General features: G+C 49.2%; 16 protein-coding genes. 5 read left to right on the top strand and 11 right to left on the bottom strand.

Going from position 1 to position 18,496, the window contains the following annotated elements:
• Positions 1-32: 32 nt before the first annotated feature.
• The 4 genes from LOS79_RS11500 to LOS79_RS11515 all read right to left on the bottom strand — a co-directional run bounded on the left by LOS79_RS11500 (position 33) and on the right by LOS79_RS11515 (position 3,743).
• Positions 33-659, bottom strand: coding sequence for a hypothetical protein (locus LOS79_RS11500; protein WP_315419582.1), 627 nt, complete (start codon positions 657-659; stop codon positions 33-35).
• Positions 660-1,227: 568 nt separating this feature from the next.
• Positions 1,228-2,208 (bottom strand): hypothetical protein, encoded by a 981-nt coding sequence (locus LOS79_RS11505; protein WP_315419584.1) that lies wholly within the window; start codon positions 2,206-2,208, stop codon positions 1,228-1,230.
• Positions 2,187-2,780 carry a sigma-70 family RNA polymerase sigma factor gene (locus tag LOS79_RS11510; protein WP_315419589.1) on the bottom strand — a complete coding sequence of 198 codons (594 nt, stop codon included), beginning with the start codon at positions 2,778-2,780 and terminating at the stop codon, positions 2,187-2,189. Before LOS79_RS11510 ends, LOS79_RS11505 begins: the two co-directional genes overlap by 22 nt.
• 63 nt (positions 2,781-2,843) lie before the next feature.
• The gene (locus LOS79_RS11515; RefSeq protein WP_315419592.1) at positions 2,844-3,743 is read right to left on the bottom strand and encodes a LysR family transcriptional regulator; all 900 of its coding nucleotides are present in this window, start codon (positions 3,741-3,743) and stop codon (positions 2,844-2,846) included.
• Positions 3,744-3,881: 138 nt separating this feature from the next.
• Here LOS79_RS11515 and LOS79_RS11520 point away from each other — a divergent pair, with 138 nt between their 5' ends.
• On the top strand, positions 3,882-4,625 hold the full coding sequence (locus LOS79_RS11520; protein WP_397386749.1) for an SDR family NAD(P)-dependent oxidoreductase: 744 nt from the start codon (positions 3,882-3,884) through the stop codon (positions 4,623-4,625).
• A gap of 109 nt (positions 4,626-4,734) precedes the next feature.
• Here LOS79_RS11520 and LOS79_RS11525 read toward each other — a convergent pair whose 3' ends face one another.
• Positions 4,735-5,991 (bottom strand): purple acid phosphatase family protein, encoded by a 1,257-nt coding sequence (locus LOS79_RS11525; RefSeq protein ID WP_315419595.1) that lies wholly within the window; start codon positions 5,989-5,991, stop codon positions 4,735-4,737.
• Between the two features lie 255 nt (positions 5,992-6,246).
• On the opposite strand from LOS79_RS11525, the gene LOS79_RS11530 reads away from it, so the two are divergent.
• Genes LOS79_RS11530 through LOS79_RS11540 form a run of 3 tightly spaced genes read left to right on the top strand, consistent with a single transcriptional unit; the run spans position 6,247 to position 9,721 of the window.
• Complete coding sequence (locus LOS79_RS11530) at positions 6,247-6,960, top strand: polyphosphate polymerase domain-containing protein (RefSeq protein WP_315419598.1); 714 nt, start codon at positions 6,247-6,249, stop codon at positions 6,958-6,960.
• A gap of 1 nt (position 6,961) precedes the next feature.
• On the top strand, positions 6,962-7,693 hold the full coding sequence (locus LOS79_RS11535) for a DUF4956 domain-containing protein (protein ID WP_315419601.1): 732 nt from the start codon (positions 6,962-6,964) through the stop codon (positions 7,691-7,693).
• Positions 7,694-7,720: 27 nt separating this feature from the next.
• Positions 7,721-9,721: a CotH kinase family protein gene (locus LOS79_RS11540; protein ID WP_315419604.1), complete on the top strand. Its 2,001-nt coding sequence runs from the start codon at positions 7,721-7,723 to the stop codon at positions 9,719-9,721.
• A 377-nt stretch (positions 9,722-10,098) separates the two neighbouring features.
• Here the strand turns inward: LOS79_RS11540 and LOS79_RS11545 are convergent, their stop codons facing one another.
• The 6 genes from LOS79_RS11545 to LOS79_RS11565 form a co-directional block, all read right to left on the bottom strand.
• Entirely contained in the window at positions 10,099-13,674 is a 3,576-nt protein-coding gene (locus LOS79_RS11545) for a M14 family metallopeptidase (RefSeq protein WP_315419608.1), read from the bottom strand.
• A 446-nt stretch (positions 13,675-14,120) separates the two neighbouring features.
• A complete protein-coding gene (locus tag LOS79_RS33055) occupies positions 14,121-14,363 on the bottom strand; it encodes an RHS repeat domain-containing protein (protein WP_397386750.1) in 243 nt (80 codons plus the stop codon).
• A 1,048-nt stretch (positions 14,364-15,411) separates the two neighbouring features.
• Positions 15,412-15,597 (bottom strand): CPCC family cysteine-rich protein, encoded by a 186-nt coding sequence (locus tag LOS79_RS11550; protein ID WP_315419611.1) that lies wholly within the window; start codon positions 15,595-15,597, stop codon positions 15,412-15,414.
• Positions 15,598-15,624: 27 nt separating this feature from the next.
• A complete protein-coding gene (locus LOS79_RS11555) occupies positions 15,625-15,876 on the bottom strand; it encodes a type II toxin-antitoxin system HicB family antitoxin (protein WP_315419614.1) in 252 nt (83 codons plus the stop codon).
• 462 nt (positions 15,877-16,338) lie between these two features.
• Complete coding sequence (locus LOS79_RS11560) at positions 16,339-16,728, bottom strand: DUF4279 domain-containing protein (protein WP_315419617.1); 390 nt, start codon at positions 16,726-16,728, stop codon at positions 16,339-16,341.
• Between the two features lie 54 nt (positions 16,729-16,782).
• Complete coding sequence (locus tag LOS79_RS11565; RefSeq protein WP_315419620.1) at positions 16,783-17,373, bottom strand: hypothetical protein; 591 nt, start codon at positions 17,371-17,373, stop codon at positions 16,783-16,785.
• A gap of 167 nt (positions 17,374-17,540) precedes the next feature.
• Here LOS79_RS11565 and LOS79_RS11570 point away from each other — a divergent pair, with 167 nt between their 5' ends.
• Complete coding sequence (locus LOS79_RS11570; protein ID WP_315419623.1) at positions 17,541-18,473, top strand: serine hydrolase domain-containing protein; 933 nt, start codon at positions 17,541-17,543, stop codon at positions 18,471-18,473.
• Positions 18,474-18,496 lie beyond the last annotated feature (23 nt).

Here is an 18,496-nt window from a genome sequence, read left to right on the forward strand (position 1 = left end):
AACAGCCGTTGCTCAACCGTAACCGCCTGGCCCTATTTCGCATATTGCAAAATCGCTGCCGCTGCACGCTCCCGCCGCTCAGCATCGGGGCTATGCAAAGCTTCCTTAAGCACAGCCAGCGCTTCAGCTATCGTGGCCTCGTCTACTTTTACATGAGCTTGCGTTGTTTCTGCACCGCCGGGAGCAGTCTGCTCTGCAAGCCACAACTCCACTTTTGCTGCAGGCAGCACTCCTGTATATTGGGTGACTACAGCTTCTGCATGAAGCAGAGCTTCGATTGCAGGATTCACCTCCGTGCGGGGCAGGCTCTTCAGCCAGGTGACTCCGCGGCGGTGGGCAGTTCCGTCCTCCGGACTGTCGTGCAGGTCAATATAGAAATAATCACCCAGGTCACCAAGATACACCCATTCATCGTCTGCTGTCAGCACATAATCGCCATCCTGCATAACATTCACGAAGAGGTGCAGACTATCAAGTGCCTCCTCCAGCTCCTGGCCCTGATACCCGCCAGCCGTAGCCAGCTTGATGATAATCTCTTCCCTGCCCCTGTTCTCCAGGTCACCAATGCCCGGATACCCTGGACTCACATAATTATCCTCTAAAAAAGACTTAATCAGCCCGCTGCGGGTCTTCTCTGCCTTCATTCCAAACAGCCTCATATCTTCTCCCCTTTACTCACGGATGTAAGAATAACTGAGTAAATTATACAGCAAAAAACCAAGAAAACGGAAGTATAACAGCGCTTACATAACAATCCGGCTGAAAATATCCCTAAATTTAAAGTATTCAGCTTTTTACTCAAACGGCGGTTCCCGGTATAATACAGGTATCAGCTCAAGGAAATATACACTGCAGTAAGAAGAGGATGCACGGATGTATACCCGGCAGTCACTCTTAGCAGCTGTACCTCCTGAGATCTGAGACTATATCTTTGATCCTGGCTCTAAGCTTTCAATTGATCCCTAACACGAAATGGTGTGAGCTTCTTAAAGCTCCAAAGCTGAACAACCCATAAACCCGTGATCAGAGGATGAATGAGAGAGGAAGAAACAGAGCAGGATAGGCAAATTTACTGCCGCCTCGGACGATTTCTACCCGGCTGAGTACAAGGATAGGATAAGGAGTCTGAGCATAACATGGGTATAGTGGTAACAGTATAAACCTCTATTATTGATGATCTTATCAATAATAGAGGTTTATACGTGTTATAGGGGTTTGTACAATTCGTTAGCGCAGCCCTTCCGCGAATTGCAGCAGGGTTTCCTTTGATATCCCGCGCGATTCTGTACGCACCTCATGCAGGATGTTCTTCTCCTTGTCTTTGCGCAGCTCAATCCAGCGGATACAAGCATAATACCCGGTACTGCTCATCTCATACGACTGCTGATTTACAACATAGAGAGCATCAGTAAAATTAACCTTAAATTCCTCAACCTTGGTAGCCGCCGTAACATCGAATCTTATTTGCGCATCAGGACCGCTCGGTGAATACGTGACAATGATTGAATCCTGCCCCCCCTTAGATCCTTCGTATACCAGCTGGGGGCTTACGGTCCCGGCAAGCTGGTTGGGTACATTGAAGCTCTTGATCCAGGCATAATGCTCGCCCGGCTTAAGCCGTTTGGTTAGCACATTCGTATATTTCTTCAACCAGGAGTTATCTGTAATCCCAATTAGACTGTCTGACATCCCCCGGGCAAAATGATATCCTTCCGGTAAAACATCCGGGATAGCCAGCTTTCCAGTAACCGGCTCTACTGACTCTTTCCAGCTCTTTATATCGGTGAACAGCTGCGGACGGTTTACCATCAGCATGTTATAACCGCCACTTGGCTCAGACACATAAAGCATAGCAGATTCATTGACACTAAGCTGGGACTGAATATCTTCAATAACTTGACGGGTCTGCTTGCCGAAGGCTTCCGGCTCATTATATTTTGAATTAACATTCACATGAATTCCGGTAGTCCCGTATGTAACCGCCCATAACCTTTCCGCACCATAAACCGCCCCGCCGAACAGCATAATTCCGCAGAGGATAACGGCAATTCTTGCCGTTCCGCGCAGCTGTCCTATAGCTCTCCGCTTCTTCTCAGGTCTATAGGTTTGCCCGAAGCTTGCGGCTAGCCGCGTCTCGAGCTGCTCTGGCATAACTGTATTCTGCTTGAAGCTTGCGAACTCCCTTTTCAATTGACTTTCGATAGACATGCCCATTCCCCCTTCTGCTCATCTTCCTCCGTGAATCCGGCATTCTGCCGCAGCTTGCGCAGTGCCTTGTGATGCCGCGACTTCGCCGTCCCGAGCGGAATATCCAGGGCCGCTGCGATCTCGTCGAAGCTGCATTCACTATAGTAGCGCAGGACAATCACACTGCGCAGCTTAGCAGGCAGCTCTGCCACCAGCTGCAGCAGCTCCCCGCGCTGCTCCTGCGCCAGGAGCCGGGTATCTGCCCCGGGAAAAACCGCTTCTGCAGCATTCTCCTTGCTGCGGAGCTGGATCCGCAGCCGGCGCCAGCTTTTCCGGTTCCAGTTGCTGCACTGCCGGACGATCATCCCGTTCAGCCAGGCCCGGAAGGGCCGCTTCCCGTCATATTGCGGCAGGCTGCGGAACAGCTCGATATAGATTTCATTTACTACATCGGCCACATCCCCCGGCTTGCCGAGCAGCAGGGTGACCGTCCCGAACACCTGCTGCTTGATACTGTTATGCAGCGCTGTGAAAGCTTCCCTGTCTCCCTCTTTCAGACGCTGCAGACAGTCCCGAAGCTCTTCGTCTGTCATCTGATTCTCTCCTCTCTGCCTTGATTTCACTCTATATTGGTCCGCAGCCGGATAAAGGTTCCCTTATGTACCAAAATTACTGCCCGGCAGCTCCTGCTTCAGGAACTGATAGAGCTTCAAGCTGGCCGGCTTCAGCGGATAATCGCTAGTCCGGCAGGCGATTCCGCAGCTCATATCAATAGCCGGACCTGACAGCTTCCGCACAACTGTACCCGCCGGAAGCGGATGCAGCATAATCTCAGGTACAAAAGCCATCCCGAGCCCGCTCTCCACATAGAATTTCAAGGCAGTCATACTGCCGATTTCCATCGTATTAAGCGGCAGACCGGAGCTTTCCTGCAGCACACTCTCCAGCTTCTTGCGGTAAGGGCAACCGGCTGCCGTAATCAGCAGACGGTGTCCGCGCAGCTGATCTGCATGAATCTCCGGTTCGCCTGCAAGCGGATGCCCCTCCGGCAGCAGCAGTGTGAACTTCTCGGTAAACAGCGGCTCAAAATACAGCTCCGCCCCGATATCCGGTGCCGAGCAGAGTATCAGATCGAGTTCACCGCGCAGCAACTGCCCGCAAAGTGCCGCCGTGCCGGCTATCTCTACAGACAGCTCTATCCGGGGATTCGCTGTCATGAATTTCTGCAATAGCTGCGGCAGACGGCAGCTGGCTGTAGGATCAGTCACCCCGATACGGACCTTCCCGGCCCCGCCGGATTGCAGCTCTGTCAGACTATTCTGCAGCCGTTCCATATCTTTCACTAGCTGCAGGCTCTGCTCCTGGAACAGCCGTCCGGCTTCGGTAAGGCTTACCTGTTGTTTGCCGCGTTCCAGCAGTTGAACCCCAAGCTCTGCTTCAAGCTTCTGAATCTGCATCGTTACTGTAGACTGGGCATAATTAAGCTCTTCAGCAGCACGGTTAAAGCTTCCTGTATGTACAATGGCCTGAAAGGTTTTTAAGGTTTTAAAGTCCATTTTTTCCTGTTCCTCCATTCATTCACTATGCTAAATTCAATATTTATGAACTGAATATTCATTTCATTCAATTATACAAAACCGGATAATCCGAATACAATTCTATACAGAACCATAAATGAAAGGTAAGGTGCAGCTATGGTGAGCTTAAGCGGAAAAGTAGCGATTGTGACCGGCGGGGGTACAGGAATCGGGCGGGCAACAAGTGTGGCATTAGCTGAACATGGAGTTAAGGTTGCCATTATTTACTCCCGTTCAGAAGCGGAAGCCCGGGAAACAGCAGAGCAAATTAATACGCAGGGCGGGCAGGCAATCGCGGTTCAAGCAGACGTATCAGCGGATTCAGAGGTCCGGGCTATGGTTGAACATGTAGTTCAAACCTACGGCACCGTGGACCTGCTGGTGAATAATGCCAGCATCACGCAGCATATCCCGCTGGATGATCTGGAGGCTGTCACTCCCGAGGTCTGGGATGAATTATACGGAGTGAATGTCAAGGGTATGTTCTTCTGCGCCCGGGCTGTTGCTCCGCATATGAAGCGCAGCGGGCAAGGTGCCATAGTCAATCTGGGCAGCATTGCCGGGAACACAGGCAACGGTTCATCCCTGCCTTACGCCGTATCCAAGGCAGCGGTTCACGGGCTCACCCGGTCGCTCGCCCGTGCGCTTGCTCCGGAGATCCGGGTGAACTGCGTTGCTCCGGGAGCTGTTGCAACCCGGTGGTGGGCCGGACGGGAAGAGCAAATGCACAGGCTCGCCCCGAATCTCCTGCTGCAGCGTATAGCCGCGCCTGAGGATATCGCCGTCTTCATTTGTTCGGCACTTGCCCAGGAGGCTATGACCGGACAGATCATTACTGTGGACAGCGGGCAGACACTGTAGCGGTGCCGCCGCATGTTGCCGGGAGCTCAAGTTTCGCGAAACGGCAAACAGCCCTCTTTTCCACAAATCAGGAGAAGGGGCTGTAGATGTCGTATACTCAATTCTATAATTAGTGCCTCAGCACGAACTCATCCAGCTTATTACCACTGGTATCATAGGCCTGATAAGTTAATGTATCCCCGCTGACTGTAATCCCCGCGAACATCGGCTGATGATTCTGGAAATGAACCTTATGGTAGAACTGGTCCTCCTTCTTCTCATTGAACTTGGCCCCGGATGCGTTCGTCACGACATAGACCGTTCCGCCTGTGGCAGCAGCAGGATCTGCTCCTTCTGTTACGATTTTGCCGCCGCGCAGCGGGTAGGACCGGGAGTATTCATGATTATGCCCCTGCAGCACAAGATCGACGTTATATTTGTCAAAAATCTCCGTCCAGTCCTCCACCTTGCTGTACATATTCCCGCCATAAGCCGGGCGGTGCATCGCTACGATAGTCCACGGCTTATCCGTGCCGGCCAGATCCTTCTTCAGCCAGTCACTCTGTTTCTTCAGATTGCTCTCCGTATTCAGCACCGCCACATGGACAGGCCCGTAATCGATCGAATAGGAGGTCCCCGGTATGGAACCCTTCGCCCCGTTATCCGGCAGATTGAAATGTGAAGTGAACAACTCCGCCTCTCCATCTACCTCATCATGATTGCCCGTTACCGGCATCAACGGCACCCTCGCTATTAGCGCTTGAACATTGCCAAAAAAGCTGTTCCACGCCGCAGAATCCTCCGGATCCTCCGTTAAGTCCCCGTTATGCACGATAACCTGCGCGGCCGGGAAGGTCTTGAACGCCTGCTCCAGCGTATCGCCCCAAACGGCAAAGTCTGCGGCGGTACTTCCCTGGGAATCCGTAACGTTAATAAAAGTCACCTGCTCACTCCCGGCCTCCGCTGTGGTGAACTCATAAGTTGGGCTCCATAGCCCTTCTGTCCGGCTGCCGACCCGGTAACTGTAGCGTGTGCCCGGTTCAAGTCCGGTAATCTCGGCTTTGTGCACGCCTTTTTTGCCGGAATCCGTCTTGATTGTTGTGCTGGCTGCCTGAACCTGAATGACATCGCCTCCGGTAAAAGCGGAAGCCCCGCCTCGGACTACCTCCAGCCATCCGTCCGCTCCGGCATCTCCGGTATACCAGGTGAACGCCCGGCCTGTGGCGGCATCCCCCTTAACCGTACTGACCAGATCAAACACGGCACCTGAGTCATCTGCTCCGCCCTCTGCGGTCTGCAGCGCTCTAAACCGCTCTGCTCCAAGCGCCAGTGCAATCAGCACGGCAACAATAATCCCAATGATGATGAACAGTTTCATGTCTTTCATGTGCTCCCTCCACACCGTCCTCTTCTTGCGTGCTGATGCGCAGCCTGCGATTCCTTTCAAGATAGACCCAAGCAGAGCCCTAAGTCAAATTTACACCAGGTTAACAAAATACCTGACATTCGCCGTGATTTGTTAACGCAGTGTAAAAACATTCAGCTGGCATTCAGTTTAATTTAAGAAAATCATAAGGTGCGTCCCTTACACTAGGATCAGCAGCCAGACGAAGCTTAACCCGAGAACGAAATGAGGTGTGAAATGAACCAGAAGCTGCAATTCCGGCACGAGCTGAAATATTTCATTAATTATCATCAATACCTGATTATCCGCCAGCGGCTGCGGAGCCTGATGGATACGGACCAGAACGCCAATCAGAGCGGTGAGTACCATATCCGCAGCCTGTATTTCGATGATATGAACAATACAGCCTTGTCCGATAAGCTGGGCGGCCTGCGCGAACGGGCCAAGTACCGCATACGTATCTACAACACGCAGGATGATGTCATTCATTTCGAGAAAAAAATCAAGATGGATGATTATATCGCCAAAATCAAAGAACCGCTGACGCGCGGCATGTACAACCAGATAATGGCTGGCAACTATGAGGTGCTGAAGGTACCGGAAAGTCCGCTGCTTATGGAGCTGTACGACCAGATGCGGCATAACCTGCTGCGCCCGAAGGTGATCGTCGATTATGTGCGCGAGCCTTATGTGTGCCACAGCGGGAACGTGCGGATTACATTTGACAAGGAGCTGCGTACAGGGCTGCATGCGGTCGATATTTTCGACAAGGAGCTGCGGCCGGTGCGGGCGCTTGATGAGGGCTTTATTATTTTCGAGGTTAAGTTCGATGAATACCTGCCCGATTATATCAAAATTGCGCTACAGCTTGAAGGGCTGAACCGGCAGTCCGCTTCCAAATACGTCATTTGCCGGAAATTCCTAAAAACCAACTCCTGGGAGGATTATTGAAATGAGCACTTTAGCAACACTGGCCGCAGCGGCGGCACAAGGCACGAACGACACGGCGACAACGTTTTCGGATATGATCAAAAGCTCGGTGGTCGATAATTTCGTCTCCGATATCAGCATCTCCAAGATTCTGATTACGCTCGGCGTGGCTTTTCTGATCGGCTTCTTCATCTACATACTCTACAAGCGGGTCTTCAGCGGCGTCCTGTATTCCAAAAGCTTCAACGTCTCCCTGATGGGCATGACTATGATTACCGCCACTGTTATCATCGCGATTAACTCAAACCTTGTGCTGTCACTCGGGATGGTCGGCGCCCTGTCTATCGTCCGTTTCAGAACTCCGATCAAAGATCCGACCGATCTGATCTTCCTCTTCTGGGCGGCTGTTGCCGGGATTGTGACTGGTGCGGGCTTCTTCACGCTGGCGATTATCGGCTCCATTATCATTGGCCTGATTCTCTTCCTGTTCATTAAACGCTCTTCGGTAGAGACTCCGTACCTGCTCGTAGTGAACTGTGACGGTGACGACAGCGAGAAGGCCATTCACAGCCATCTGAACAAATCGGTGAAACGGTATAATATGAAGCAAAAAACCGTAACCGCCGGCAACATCGAGCTGACACTGGAGCTGCGGCTGGATGACAAGGAGGGCGGATTCGTCAATACCGTCTCGGATATTACCGGTGTCAGGAATGCCCTGCTGATCAGCTACAGCGGCGATTATGTCTCATGATGAGGGCGATGAAAGGCGGTGCTCAGGATGAAAGCACAGGGTAAGCGGATTCTGCTGATTCTTTGCTGCCTGCTGCTGGTTGCCGTTACCGCGGGATGCCAGCTAGTTAGTCCCTCAGCGGAGAATAATAGCGGGCAGGCGGACACGCAGACCAAGAAGGTTTCGGGTGAGGAGCAGAGTCTTGACACGGAAGTTTTTCCGAAGGATAAGGTCGTAGATGTCAATATCACCCTCGACCCAGGCGACTTCCAGGACATGCTGGACAACGCCAGCACCGAGGAATACAAGATGGCCTCCGTCGAATACAACGGCATCAAGATGGATAATGTCGCGGTGCGGACCAAAGGGAACTTAAGCCTGCGCAGTGTGGTGCAGATGAGCGATTCCGACCGGTACAGCTTCAAGATTTCCTTCGACGAGTATGTGAACCAGAACCTGTTCGGCATCACCAAGATCAATCTTAACAACAATTACAGCGACGCCTCGTACATGCGGGAGTTCCTGACCTACGAGCTGGCAGAGACCATGGGCCTGCCTACGCCAAAATACTCCTATGTCAACGTCTACGTTAACGGGGAGCTGAAGGGCTTCTATCTGGCGGTGGAGCAGATCGGCGATGCCTATCTGGAGCGCCATTTCGGCAATGCATACGGCGCGCTCTACAAAGGCCAGATGACCGGCCAGGGCAGTGAGCTCACCTGGCTCGGCGATGACGCTTCGCTCTATACGGGCCTTGAGATGAAATCCGAGAAATCGAATAATGACATTCTCCTGAACATGCTGGATGAGCTGAACAACGGCAGCGATTACGAGAAATACATCGATGTCGACGATGCTCTCGGCTATATTGCCCTGAACGCCGTAACCGGCAATATGGACAGCTATCTCGGCAGCAATAAGCAGAACTATTATCTGTATGAGGACGACGGCGTCTTCTCCATCCTGCCTTGGGATTACAACATGGCCTTCGGCGGCATGGGCGGCTCGGATGTACTGATCGATGAGCCTACCCAAGGCGCACTCGCCGAACGTCCGCTGGTAGCGAAGCTGCTGGCGAACGAGATCTATAAGGCGAAGTATCACGAGATCGTCCGCAGCATGCTCAGCGGCTACCTGAAGGATGAGACCTTCCAGACCCGGATCAATGAGCTGAACACCATGATCTCCGGCTATGTGAAGGCCGACCCTTCCGCCTTCTACACGTTCGAGCAGTACGAAAGCGGTATCGAAGCCGTCAAGACCTTCATGTCGACCATGTCCAGCACGGTCGAGCAGCAGCTTGACGGCACGCTGCCTGCTACCAATGACGGCAACGGCAGCGGCGGCGGCATGGGCGGCGGCGGTTTCGGCGGTGCGGGCGGTGGCATGGGCGGGGGCGGTGCGTTTGGGGCGGCGCTGGGCACGGGTGGTGCAGCGGTGCAGAGTGGTACTGACGCAGCTGCAGACGCTGGCGGAACGGCAGCGGGCGGTACGGCTGGGCAGGCGACGCAAGGCACGGGTGGCGCAGCGCAGGGTGCGACAGGCAGCAATGGCGGTGCGCCGCAGGGTGCAGGCGGTGGCGGCGCGAACGCTGGCGCAGCGAGCGGGCAGGCGGCGCAAGGCGCGGATGGCGCAGCGCAGGGTGCTGCCGGTGACGACGCGAACGCTGGTGCGGCGAACGGACAGACGGCGCAAGGCGCGGATGGTGCAGCGCAGGGTGCGACAGGCACAGGCGCTGCTCCTGGCGGTGGCGGTACAATGCCGCAGGGTCAGGACCAGGCCGCACAAGGCGGAGCGCCAGGTGCGATGGGCGGACCGGCGATGCCGGAGGGCGGCAACGGCCCAGGTGGCGGCCGCAACGGCGGCGGTATGGGCGGTTTCGGCGGTGGCGGAGGTTTCCCCGGCGGTATGGGCGGCGACTTCGGTGGCCAAGGCGCTGCCCCGCAGCAGCAAGGCAGTATAAGTGAAGCCATTACTACTGGCGTAGCAATTGTACTTTTGTTGCTGGCAGCCGCATTCGTTAGCTTTTATAAGCGGAAACGGCTATAAAACTGATTTTATGTATCTTAAAAGTTACCCTCATTAGAGTCATTATTGATGTGAGTGCAGATAAGTTCGGCGTATTCACTTCCTTTCTTGCAGGCACGCTGCAGTTTCTTAAGATGTGGATTGTACTGATCATCATCAATACTTAGTATTTTTCCATTATTATCTATGGCTTCTATAAAATTATCGACACTGTCAGCCTCGCATCGGAAGGAGTAGCAAATCGCTTCATCCAAATTTCTGAGACCGCGGGCCGGTTAAAAGGGAAAAGACTTATCCTGCAGGATTCAATCAGGACAGGCACTACAACAAACAGGGATGCCCTAAGCCGTTATCGGCCGGACATCCCTGTTCGCATACACTGCTATAGTTGTTGCGGATTATTGCACATTGATGATATTGCTGATAATGACAGCGGCTTGCGCGCGGTTGGCAATTCCTTTTGGCGCAAAAGTGTCAGAGGTCATGCCTTTCACGATGCCCTCCTGGGTAAGCAGTGCAACCGCATCTTTACCATAGGAAGCGATACTTGATTTGTCTTTGAAGTTCGCAAGTGCAGCATCTGCATCAGCAACCGCTTTGCCTTTGAACTTCTTCAGTGCGTTCGCGGCGATGATCGCCATCTCTTCACGCGTGATCGGGCGGTTTGGCTCGAACTTGCCATTGCCCACACCGCTCACCAGGTCGTTCTCTACCCCGGCAGCAACATAGCTGTACGCCCAGCCGGTAGTGCTCACATCACTGAAATTAGCGGAAGCATTCTTCAGCGGCAGATTGAAGGCACGGACGATCATGGTAATGAATTCGGCCCGGGTCACTTCTTTGAGTGGTGCGAACGAGTTGCCGCCTACACCCTTAATGATGCCTTTAGCCGTCAATTCTTCAATAGCAGAGGCAGCCCATGCTGCTTTGCCAAGATCTGTGAATTTAATTGCCGGAGCAGGTGTAGCTGTAGGTTGCGTAGTTGGAGCTGGTGTTGCTGATGGTGTCGGTGTTGCTGATGGTGTCGGTGTTGCGGCTGGAGTGGCTCCGCCCGACCCCGGGTTAGCCGGTTCCGGCTCAAGCACACCATTATCCATACCATCTGCTTCCGTAGCTGCCGGAGCAGAGGCATAGATTGCATTCGCCAGCAATCTGAACTGGTTCTGCGGATGATATTTGTTCAGCAGATCATTCGCAAACAATGTTACATGAATGTTATCCGTTTGGTAATTCAGCGCCAGCACTTGATCCTTGGCAGCATCGCTGTTCGGCCACCAGCCGGCTTTGAAGAAATCTTCGCCCGTTCCGTATTTCGCCAGCACTTCAGCGCCTTCCGGAACAGCCGTGAAATAAGCGGCAGATACAGTATACAGGTATTCACTGTCTGCATAAGGAGCAGTAATTACGCTGTCTTGCGAGATGGCTGCTTTGAACAAGCCTTCATGCGCTGCGGCTCTGTTCGACTTGTTCACCGGATTGGAGTAGTCCAGGCCCGGCAGAACATTCAGAGCTTTAATACTGCTCAGAATCGTACGCCCATAGCCGATGAATGGTTTACCGCTGGCAATCAGGCCTGTGCCGGAGTTGACCAGAACGTCCGCTGCAGCCGTATCAGTAGTCACTTTAAATCCAAGGTCAGCCAAAATGAATGCAGGTGCTCCGGCAATGGCTACATTCGCCGGCTTGAGCAGCTTGCCTGTCTTGTCTCCTGCTGCGCTGAATGGCACCAGATCAAGCAAGTATTTGGAAGTTATAGTTCTCAGGTTCGATCTGGAGACGAGGAAGCTGCCTTTCTCATAGCCAGGTCCATCATTTGAGAGCAAGGTTACTGCTTTATGGTTCGCAAGCAATTCGTTAACGGCTTTGATTGCATCATTGTTGCTGTTGCGGATAACGTAATTCTGGGCAAAGGCATATTGAGTCAGGTCAGTCGTTGGAATGACGATGCTGTTAACCTGCTGTGTCTTGCCGGTGAATGCGCCAGTGCTGCGGCTGACATACCGGTCGAATCCGCGCATGTCGCCAAAGTTCTGTACGGTATCAGAATACATGGCATCAAAGTCAGATACATCCAGTCCGTCATATAGTACCAGGTTGGCATAGCCGCGCTTCGCCTGATGCATGTTCACTACATAGGTTCCAGCCGGATAGTAGACTCCATCCACGTTTACCGGCATAGTAGTCTGCTCAACCTTCACTCCGTTACGAAGCAGGTATTGCACCATTTTGTAGGTTTCCAGTGCGTTCTTCTGCAGATCCTTGGCTAACGGAAGCACATAGTATTCAGGGAAGAAGTTCGTTTCTGCAGTTGCACGCTCACGGCCGATCGATTCATATTTGGCATTTACCAGAAATTCGTCAACCGCTTTATTGTCTTCATTATTCAAACCGCGTTTGAAGATTTCGAGCTGGTTCAGGAACAGCTTCTCTTTGTTATCCTGTACATAACTGGTGGCAGCAAGTGCCGCATAATAGAACGCATCGAGCGAATCCTGATTCAGCTCCGGCACCTCAATGGTATGTCCAAGCGCACCTTGGTGCATCGCATAAACAGCGGTGTAAGCCGGTGAAGCATCATCCCATCCGGTCGCATTGCCATAAGGATCAGAGTATTTCGGATTATCTTTTAATAGCCCGGCTTCTTCATAAGGAATATGATACTTATCATATTTGGTGTTGGAAATCCCTGCCTTCCCCATTGCATTGGCCTGTTCAAGCATATTTTTCATGACCAGATCATATTCGATGTTCGGATCATGCGGCGGTGTACATGGCTCGATCAGGAAGCCGCTCACGAAACCGTGCATATCCAGGAAGCTCAGCGGGGTCCACTTGGCGATTTGTGCTGTAACCGCCTGGGTCTCCGGCTGGGTCTGGTATGAATTGTCGCGGTTCGGGTCAAGCAGCGTTGAAGTCGCACGTGTGTTCAGCGCACGGCCATCCGGATTCTCTACATAATCCAGCAGGAAAATCACATTGTCCAGCGCCTTGTCAATGTCGAGGGCAACCGGAACCACATTATCGTTAGCATCGATTGTATCGTAGTTGATGATCTTGTCGGTCATCAGTGTATTCAAAAACTTAATAATAACATCTACGCCATTGGCTTCATCCGCATGGATATTGTTCAGCCAGATTGGCACTTTATAATCCTTCAACTGGCCGCTTCTAATCATCTCCTGTAATTTTGCAGGGTCATTGTTCATAAGCGGCAGTGTTTCATTCAAATATTGGTCCACGGACGCTTTGTCCTTAGCGACAATGGAGAAGTGAATCGCCCGTCCTTGAGTAGACGTTCCGATTTGCTGATACTCCACATAACGGCCGTATTTATTGTTGCTGCCCGAGGTAATCCGGTCAATCGCCGGTTTAATCTCATCATAAGTATGATAGTCATCATACGGGTTCAGCTTCACCTGCTGCTGTGCCAGCAGATCGCCGGCAGGAGTGGCAGCTGTCAGGTTGTATACTCCGGCAAGCTTCACATATTCGGCACGGATGCCGCTGGTTGATAGATTGGAGCCGAAAGGCATATCAAAGTATACCAGAGCAGTCACCGTAGAAGGTGATTCAGGCGCATAGCTTACTTTTACGAACGGATCTCCGGTATATGCTCTAACGCTGGAGGCGTTATCCCATTTTTTCCACTGTGCCAGCGGCTTCATCTCTTCCGCTGTTCTGCCGAAGTTCCAGGTGACCTGGTCTGCTGTTACTCCTTCAGGAAGGGTCAGCGTAATCGGCAATGTTCTGGCCTCGGTCATCGAGGCTTGATAGACTTCAGTTGATACTGTAGGAGCAGTAGTTTGATAGACTTCCGAGGATACCGCCGCTGAAGCGCCGGAGTCCGTTGATACCGGTGCAGTCAGAGCTTGAGGCTGTACTTCAGCGACTGATTCACCGGCATAGGCTGCCGGAAGGATTCCGGATAACGTAAGGGTTAATGCGATTAATAAGGATAATAATTTCTTAGACATCAGTTACCTCCCAGTGGTTCTCTCTATTTATTATGGCTTGCCGGTAAAACGGACTGCTCTGCGTCTGCAGGTTCATGCATCCCCCCCTGATCGATTCGTACTGTAATACTTCATGAATATGTGAAATGCATTCTTCACATCACATGTAACGAATCAATATACGAAAAATATTATTAATATGCATTTGAAATATCATAATATAGTATTTCTTTTAAAAGTGGAAGCTTTTTTATAGATTAAGGCGTTATCTGAAAACTCGATATGGCTGCCAAAGCATATTCATAGCATAATTTCACAAGAATAAAACTCTCGGGAAGCTTGTAATAAGAGGCGAGGACGCTGCGAAATCAAAGACCAGGGCTGGAACGGATTAAGAAGTATTTCAGCTAGAAAAATTTAAAATGATACGGGTGCGGATATACGGCGTTTTTGTTCTTTCCTGTTTGCTATAGTTGTCCGCATAAATGAGAAAACAGGCCAATAAGCGGCCTGTTTTTCTTGGCTTGTATTTGTTTGTCACGCTGATTCCCGATAGAAGCGGAGTGATTTCCTGCTAGAGCAGAATACGAAAGTATGCGTAAACGTCCGCTTTCATCATACTGATACCCGAATAAGCTTCCGTTGTAATCTGTTTTCGCTGCCAGTTGGCCCAAACTGTTATACCTATAGCTTTCACTTTGCGAAAACACTTATTATGTCCTTACAACAGTTGTTCACATACAATCTGTTCAACATGAATATTTCCAAAGACTCGCAGGATTCTATCCAAATACCAGCTAAAATCAGTAATATCAGAATTATCAATTGTTTTAATTTTGCTTATATAGATTGAACTAGAAAACTTTAGAAAAAGGAGAGTCGGTGGAGGGGTGCTGAGATCTGTAGGGATGCCAGGTGACCACCTGCGTTACTGGATTTTCACCATGAACAGCGGTAATCATCAAAAAATCGGGAACAAGAGCGGCCGGAGGTCCAGAACTCATTTTTAAGCGGAAAATCATGTACAATGAGCTGCCGCGCGCAGGTAAATGGAATGAATGTGCCCTTCGTTAAGAAAAGCTGCCAGTCACGCAACGGTTGTTCAAGTGACCGGCTTAGCGTTACGGACATGAGAGACGTTAAGCCTGCAGAAAGCTACCTGAGTGTCGGTCCTACGGACATGAGCGCCGTTATTTCAGCGGAAAAGCGGAGTTTGCCCATGAAAAGCGGCGGATAAGGGCCGTCATGTCCGTAAGCCCGCCCCAATGACCTTTTTTGAGCGAATAAAGGCTGTGGTGTCCGTCCAACCCCACGTTTAGCTTCCTTAGTGGGAGTGAACGCCAACAATTGTGTAACTCTATGGTCTCTGGAGCTTCAGCTACCTCGAGCTTGAATTTCCAGGAATTCATATCTTTGTTTTAAGTCAATACAACCTAATTTATTTAAAAGCTCGAGTCAATCTCCAATGCTTTTAATTTATCTTTTGGACGAAACTAAAAAGGATCTTTATTGCCTTTAAACATTTCTACACCATCATATTCTTTTCTTCTCATCGTCATACACCAAAAATTTCATCATTTAACTTTTTAATTTCCTTTAACCTCTTATTCATAATTTCCATCTCAAACACGCCGTTTCTTTCACCGCTCAGAAAATAAAGCTTCAGCCGGTAGGCATCATACTTCGCATGTCTTCGATATTTGATAATTGTGTTGGAAATGTTATGTCTACTATTTTCACACTTAACCCCTTTTCTCATTAATTATTTTTTGGAAATTCTATGAATAACGGCTTCCTAACCATGCTTTCAAAACCTTCTTTACACACACCAATCCTCTTATAATTTTCACTGGCTTGATTTAATAAGATGTGGTTTGCCCCAAACAATAGTGAAGTAGCCACAGCAAGGACACTCCTTTCTTTCCATTGTAGCCCGTTCCTCATTTCTAAGAATGTCTGAAGTCATAGTATTTATAACTCAACCGTAATTAATATTATCTGCTCTGTTGGATGCAATAATTCAGGTTCAATAGTTGAAGCACTCAATATCTTTTCTTCTGGCACATCTTCAAGATATAACAAGAGCGCAGCCTCTGCCATTAAAATCGCCTCTTCAAGGGAATAACCACATGTGATACACCCCGGCAAGTCCGGAAATGTTACTGTAATTCCATCCTCAGCTAAATCAAATTTAGCGTAGTAGCTATATTTCTTATTTTGCAAATAGGCCCTCCTTCACTAGTTTCTCGTTGTCACTCTTAGCGACCCTTGAACTACTTATCTGCCAGAACATACTCCTCCGGTCTTTCTTCGAAACCATTCCAAAAAAACATAGCCGATTGCATTCAAGACACTTAAGAAAACTTCTCATGTTCAGATATAATTCTTCTGCATCTATCTGATTATGATAGTTATCGTATTCCTCATCGGATATAAAATTGTACTGAATTTTACAAGGAATATCTGAATATCTTAATATTTCACCGCAGCTGCATTGTATCTTTGGCATGCAAAAACTCTTTCCTCTAGATTTCATTTCCATTCTAGTATCCATACGCCTTCTCGTTATCTCACACAAATTCCTTGTCACACTTCCCAAAAGAGACTTGGTAATATCGATAATATCAGACTCACAGTGAGGTGAATTTCCTCTCACTCCAACATGTGCTAATTTCCAGAATAAAGTTAATCCTCTTCCACTCCACCAAAAGAAAGAATATGTATATCAAGTCTAACTCCTAAAAATGCTATTTTCTTTATCGTTTCAGTTGAAAGCTGTAAACCCATTTGGCCATATTCCGATCTTAGGTAACATTCAATTCCTACATCCATATATGTATCCATTAATTCATTAATTCCTTTGGCGTTTGGAGTTAAACTATCCAATAATAATTTTATCACCTCTTCTGATTTGGTTTCTTCGGTTATTGTTATTTCAAATCGCCAACTATCTAAAGGAGCTTTTGTCTTTCCACCTTCTCTTATTGCCGTTCCATTTTTTTGAATCAAAGTTGGTCCTATTTCTAACTTTCTATTGATATCATCAAAGTCTAAAGTTGTATCACGTATTACCAAAGAACAACTACCGTACATACTAGCGCTCCGTCCAATTAGTTTTGTTGTTTTAGCTCAGTCTGCTTTATCCCAAATACCAGCACTAACCTGCTTATATCCTTTTATTTCGCTTATGTCCTTCTCGATTCCACCAACCCATCTCATCACGTTATGACTATTCAGTATGATCTTATTAAAATTATCAATATAATCTACAATCACTTCGACTCCTAATGCAGAAATAAGCAGATCGTTAACCATACCAGAGCGTAACAATATGCTTGTGATTTCATCATAGACAGGCCGACTTTTATCATTAAGCGTATTATTATCTAAGTAGTCCATATTTTTTGTATCAAAAGATATACTGGTTTCGTATATGGTTTCTAACTTATTTAATATAACTACAAATTTTATTGATTGAACTGCACCAAAAATCAATGTAATTCTGCCCGAATCCATAAGCATATTAATTTCTGCTGGATCACTCTCTTGCTTATGAATTTGAAGATCTTCGAAATCCCAATTTCCTACAGATTTAATCTTAGTAAAAAGAGGATTAAATCCTTTTTCATGCACAACTCCAAGCAGCCTATTTAGATTGATTTTGCTTTTTGTAAACATAACTATATTGAAGTTTGCACTCACTAGGTTCACTCCAGCCATGTTCTAATTGAAGGTTTGTTGATCAAAGTTTTAAAATTTCATCACAAACATCCTCTGGCCCCTCTCCAGATAACTCTGCCTAGCCCATTTACAGTATAATACAAATCCAGCTATAGTTAGATTAGCGATTTCAACACTTTTCACACTATTGGAACGGAGGCGCAGCCATGAGCACTCTTTTATTAGACGAATTAGTTTCATCGGCAAACAGGCAGAATCTGCATATCCTGAACGTAGTAGTCCGGCAGGACGGCAAGCTAGTAGCCAGACATGATTTTGAGGAGGAGCAGCCGCATTTATTATATTCGGTAAGCAAAACCTTCACTTCGATGGCCGTTGGCATTGCTGTGAATGAGGGTTACTTCAAGCTGGATGACCGTGTCGCGGATTTTTTTCCGGAGTACTTACATAACTGCTCTAACCATCAGGAGTACCTGCAAAAAATTACGGTTCATGACCTGCTGTGTATGGGGGCCGGGCATGCGGAATGTCCGGTGTCGAAGGCGGATTGGAGCGGCGGGCAGAAGTGGGATATTGCTGCGCTGTTTTTTGCAGAGCCGGTTGTGTATGCGCCTGGGACTCATTTCACCTATGATAATTCCGCAACTTATATGCTCTCCAGAATCATCAGTCTTACTACGGGAACTAACCTGAATGACTATTTGTATGCTAAAATATTCCAGCCACTCGATATTCCGCAGCCTGTATGGGATGCATGTCCGCTGGGATATCCCCAAGGGTTCTCGGGCCTGCATTTAACTGCCGAGCATCTCTCCAGATTCGGACAGCTGCTGCTGGATAAGGGCGTTTGGAACGGAGAGCAGCTCATTCCATCCGGTTATATTGAGCGTGCTGCTTCCGTGCAGATTTCAACGGCTGATTTCACGCCTGATTTTGCAACCGCAGATTACCAGCAGGGTTACGGGTATCAGCTATGGATGAATGCTTACCCTAACTCCTACCGCCTCGACGGGTTATATGGCCAATATGTGATTGTCTTACCGGACAAAAATGCAGTAGTCACCTACATCTCGGATGAGCCGTCCCACATGACCGCGATTATTGAGCTTACCTGGACTACGCTGGCGGATAAACTTTAAGTGCAGCTCATTCAATTTAACTG

Origin of the sequence: Paenibacillus sp. MMS20-IR301, assembly GCF_032302195.1 — a bacterium.
Lineage (GTDB): Bacteria > Bacillota > Bacilli > Paenibacillales > Paenibacillaceae > Paenibacillus_AQ.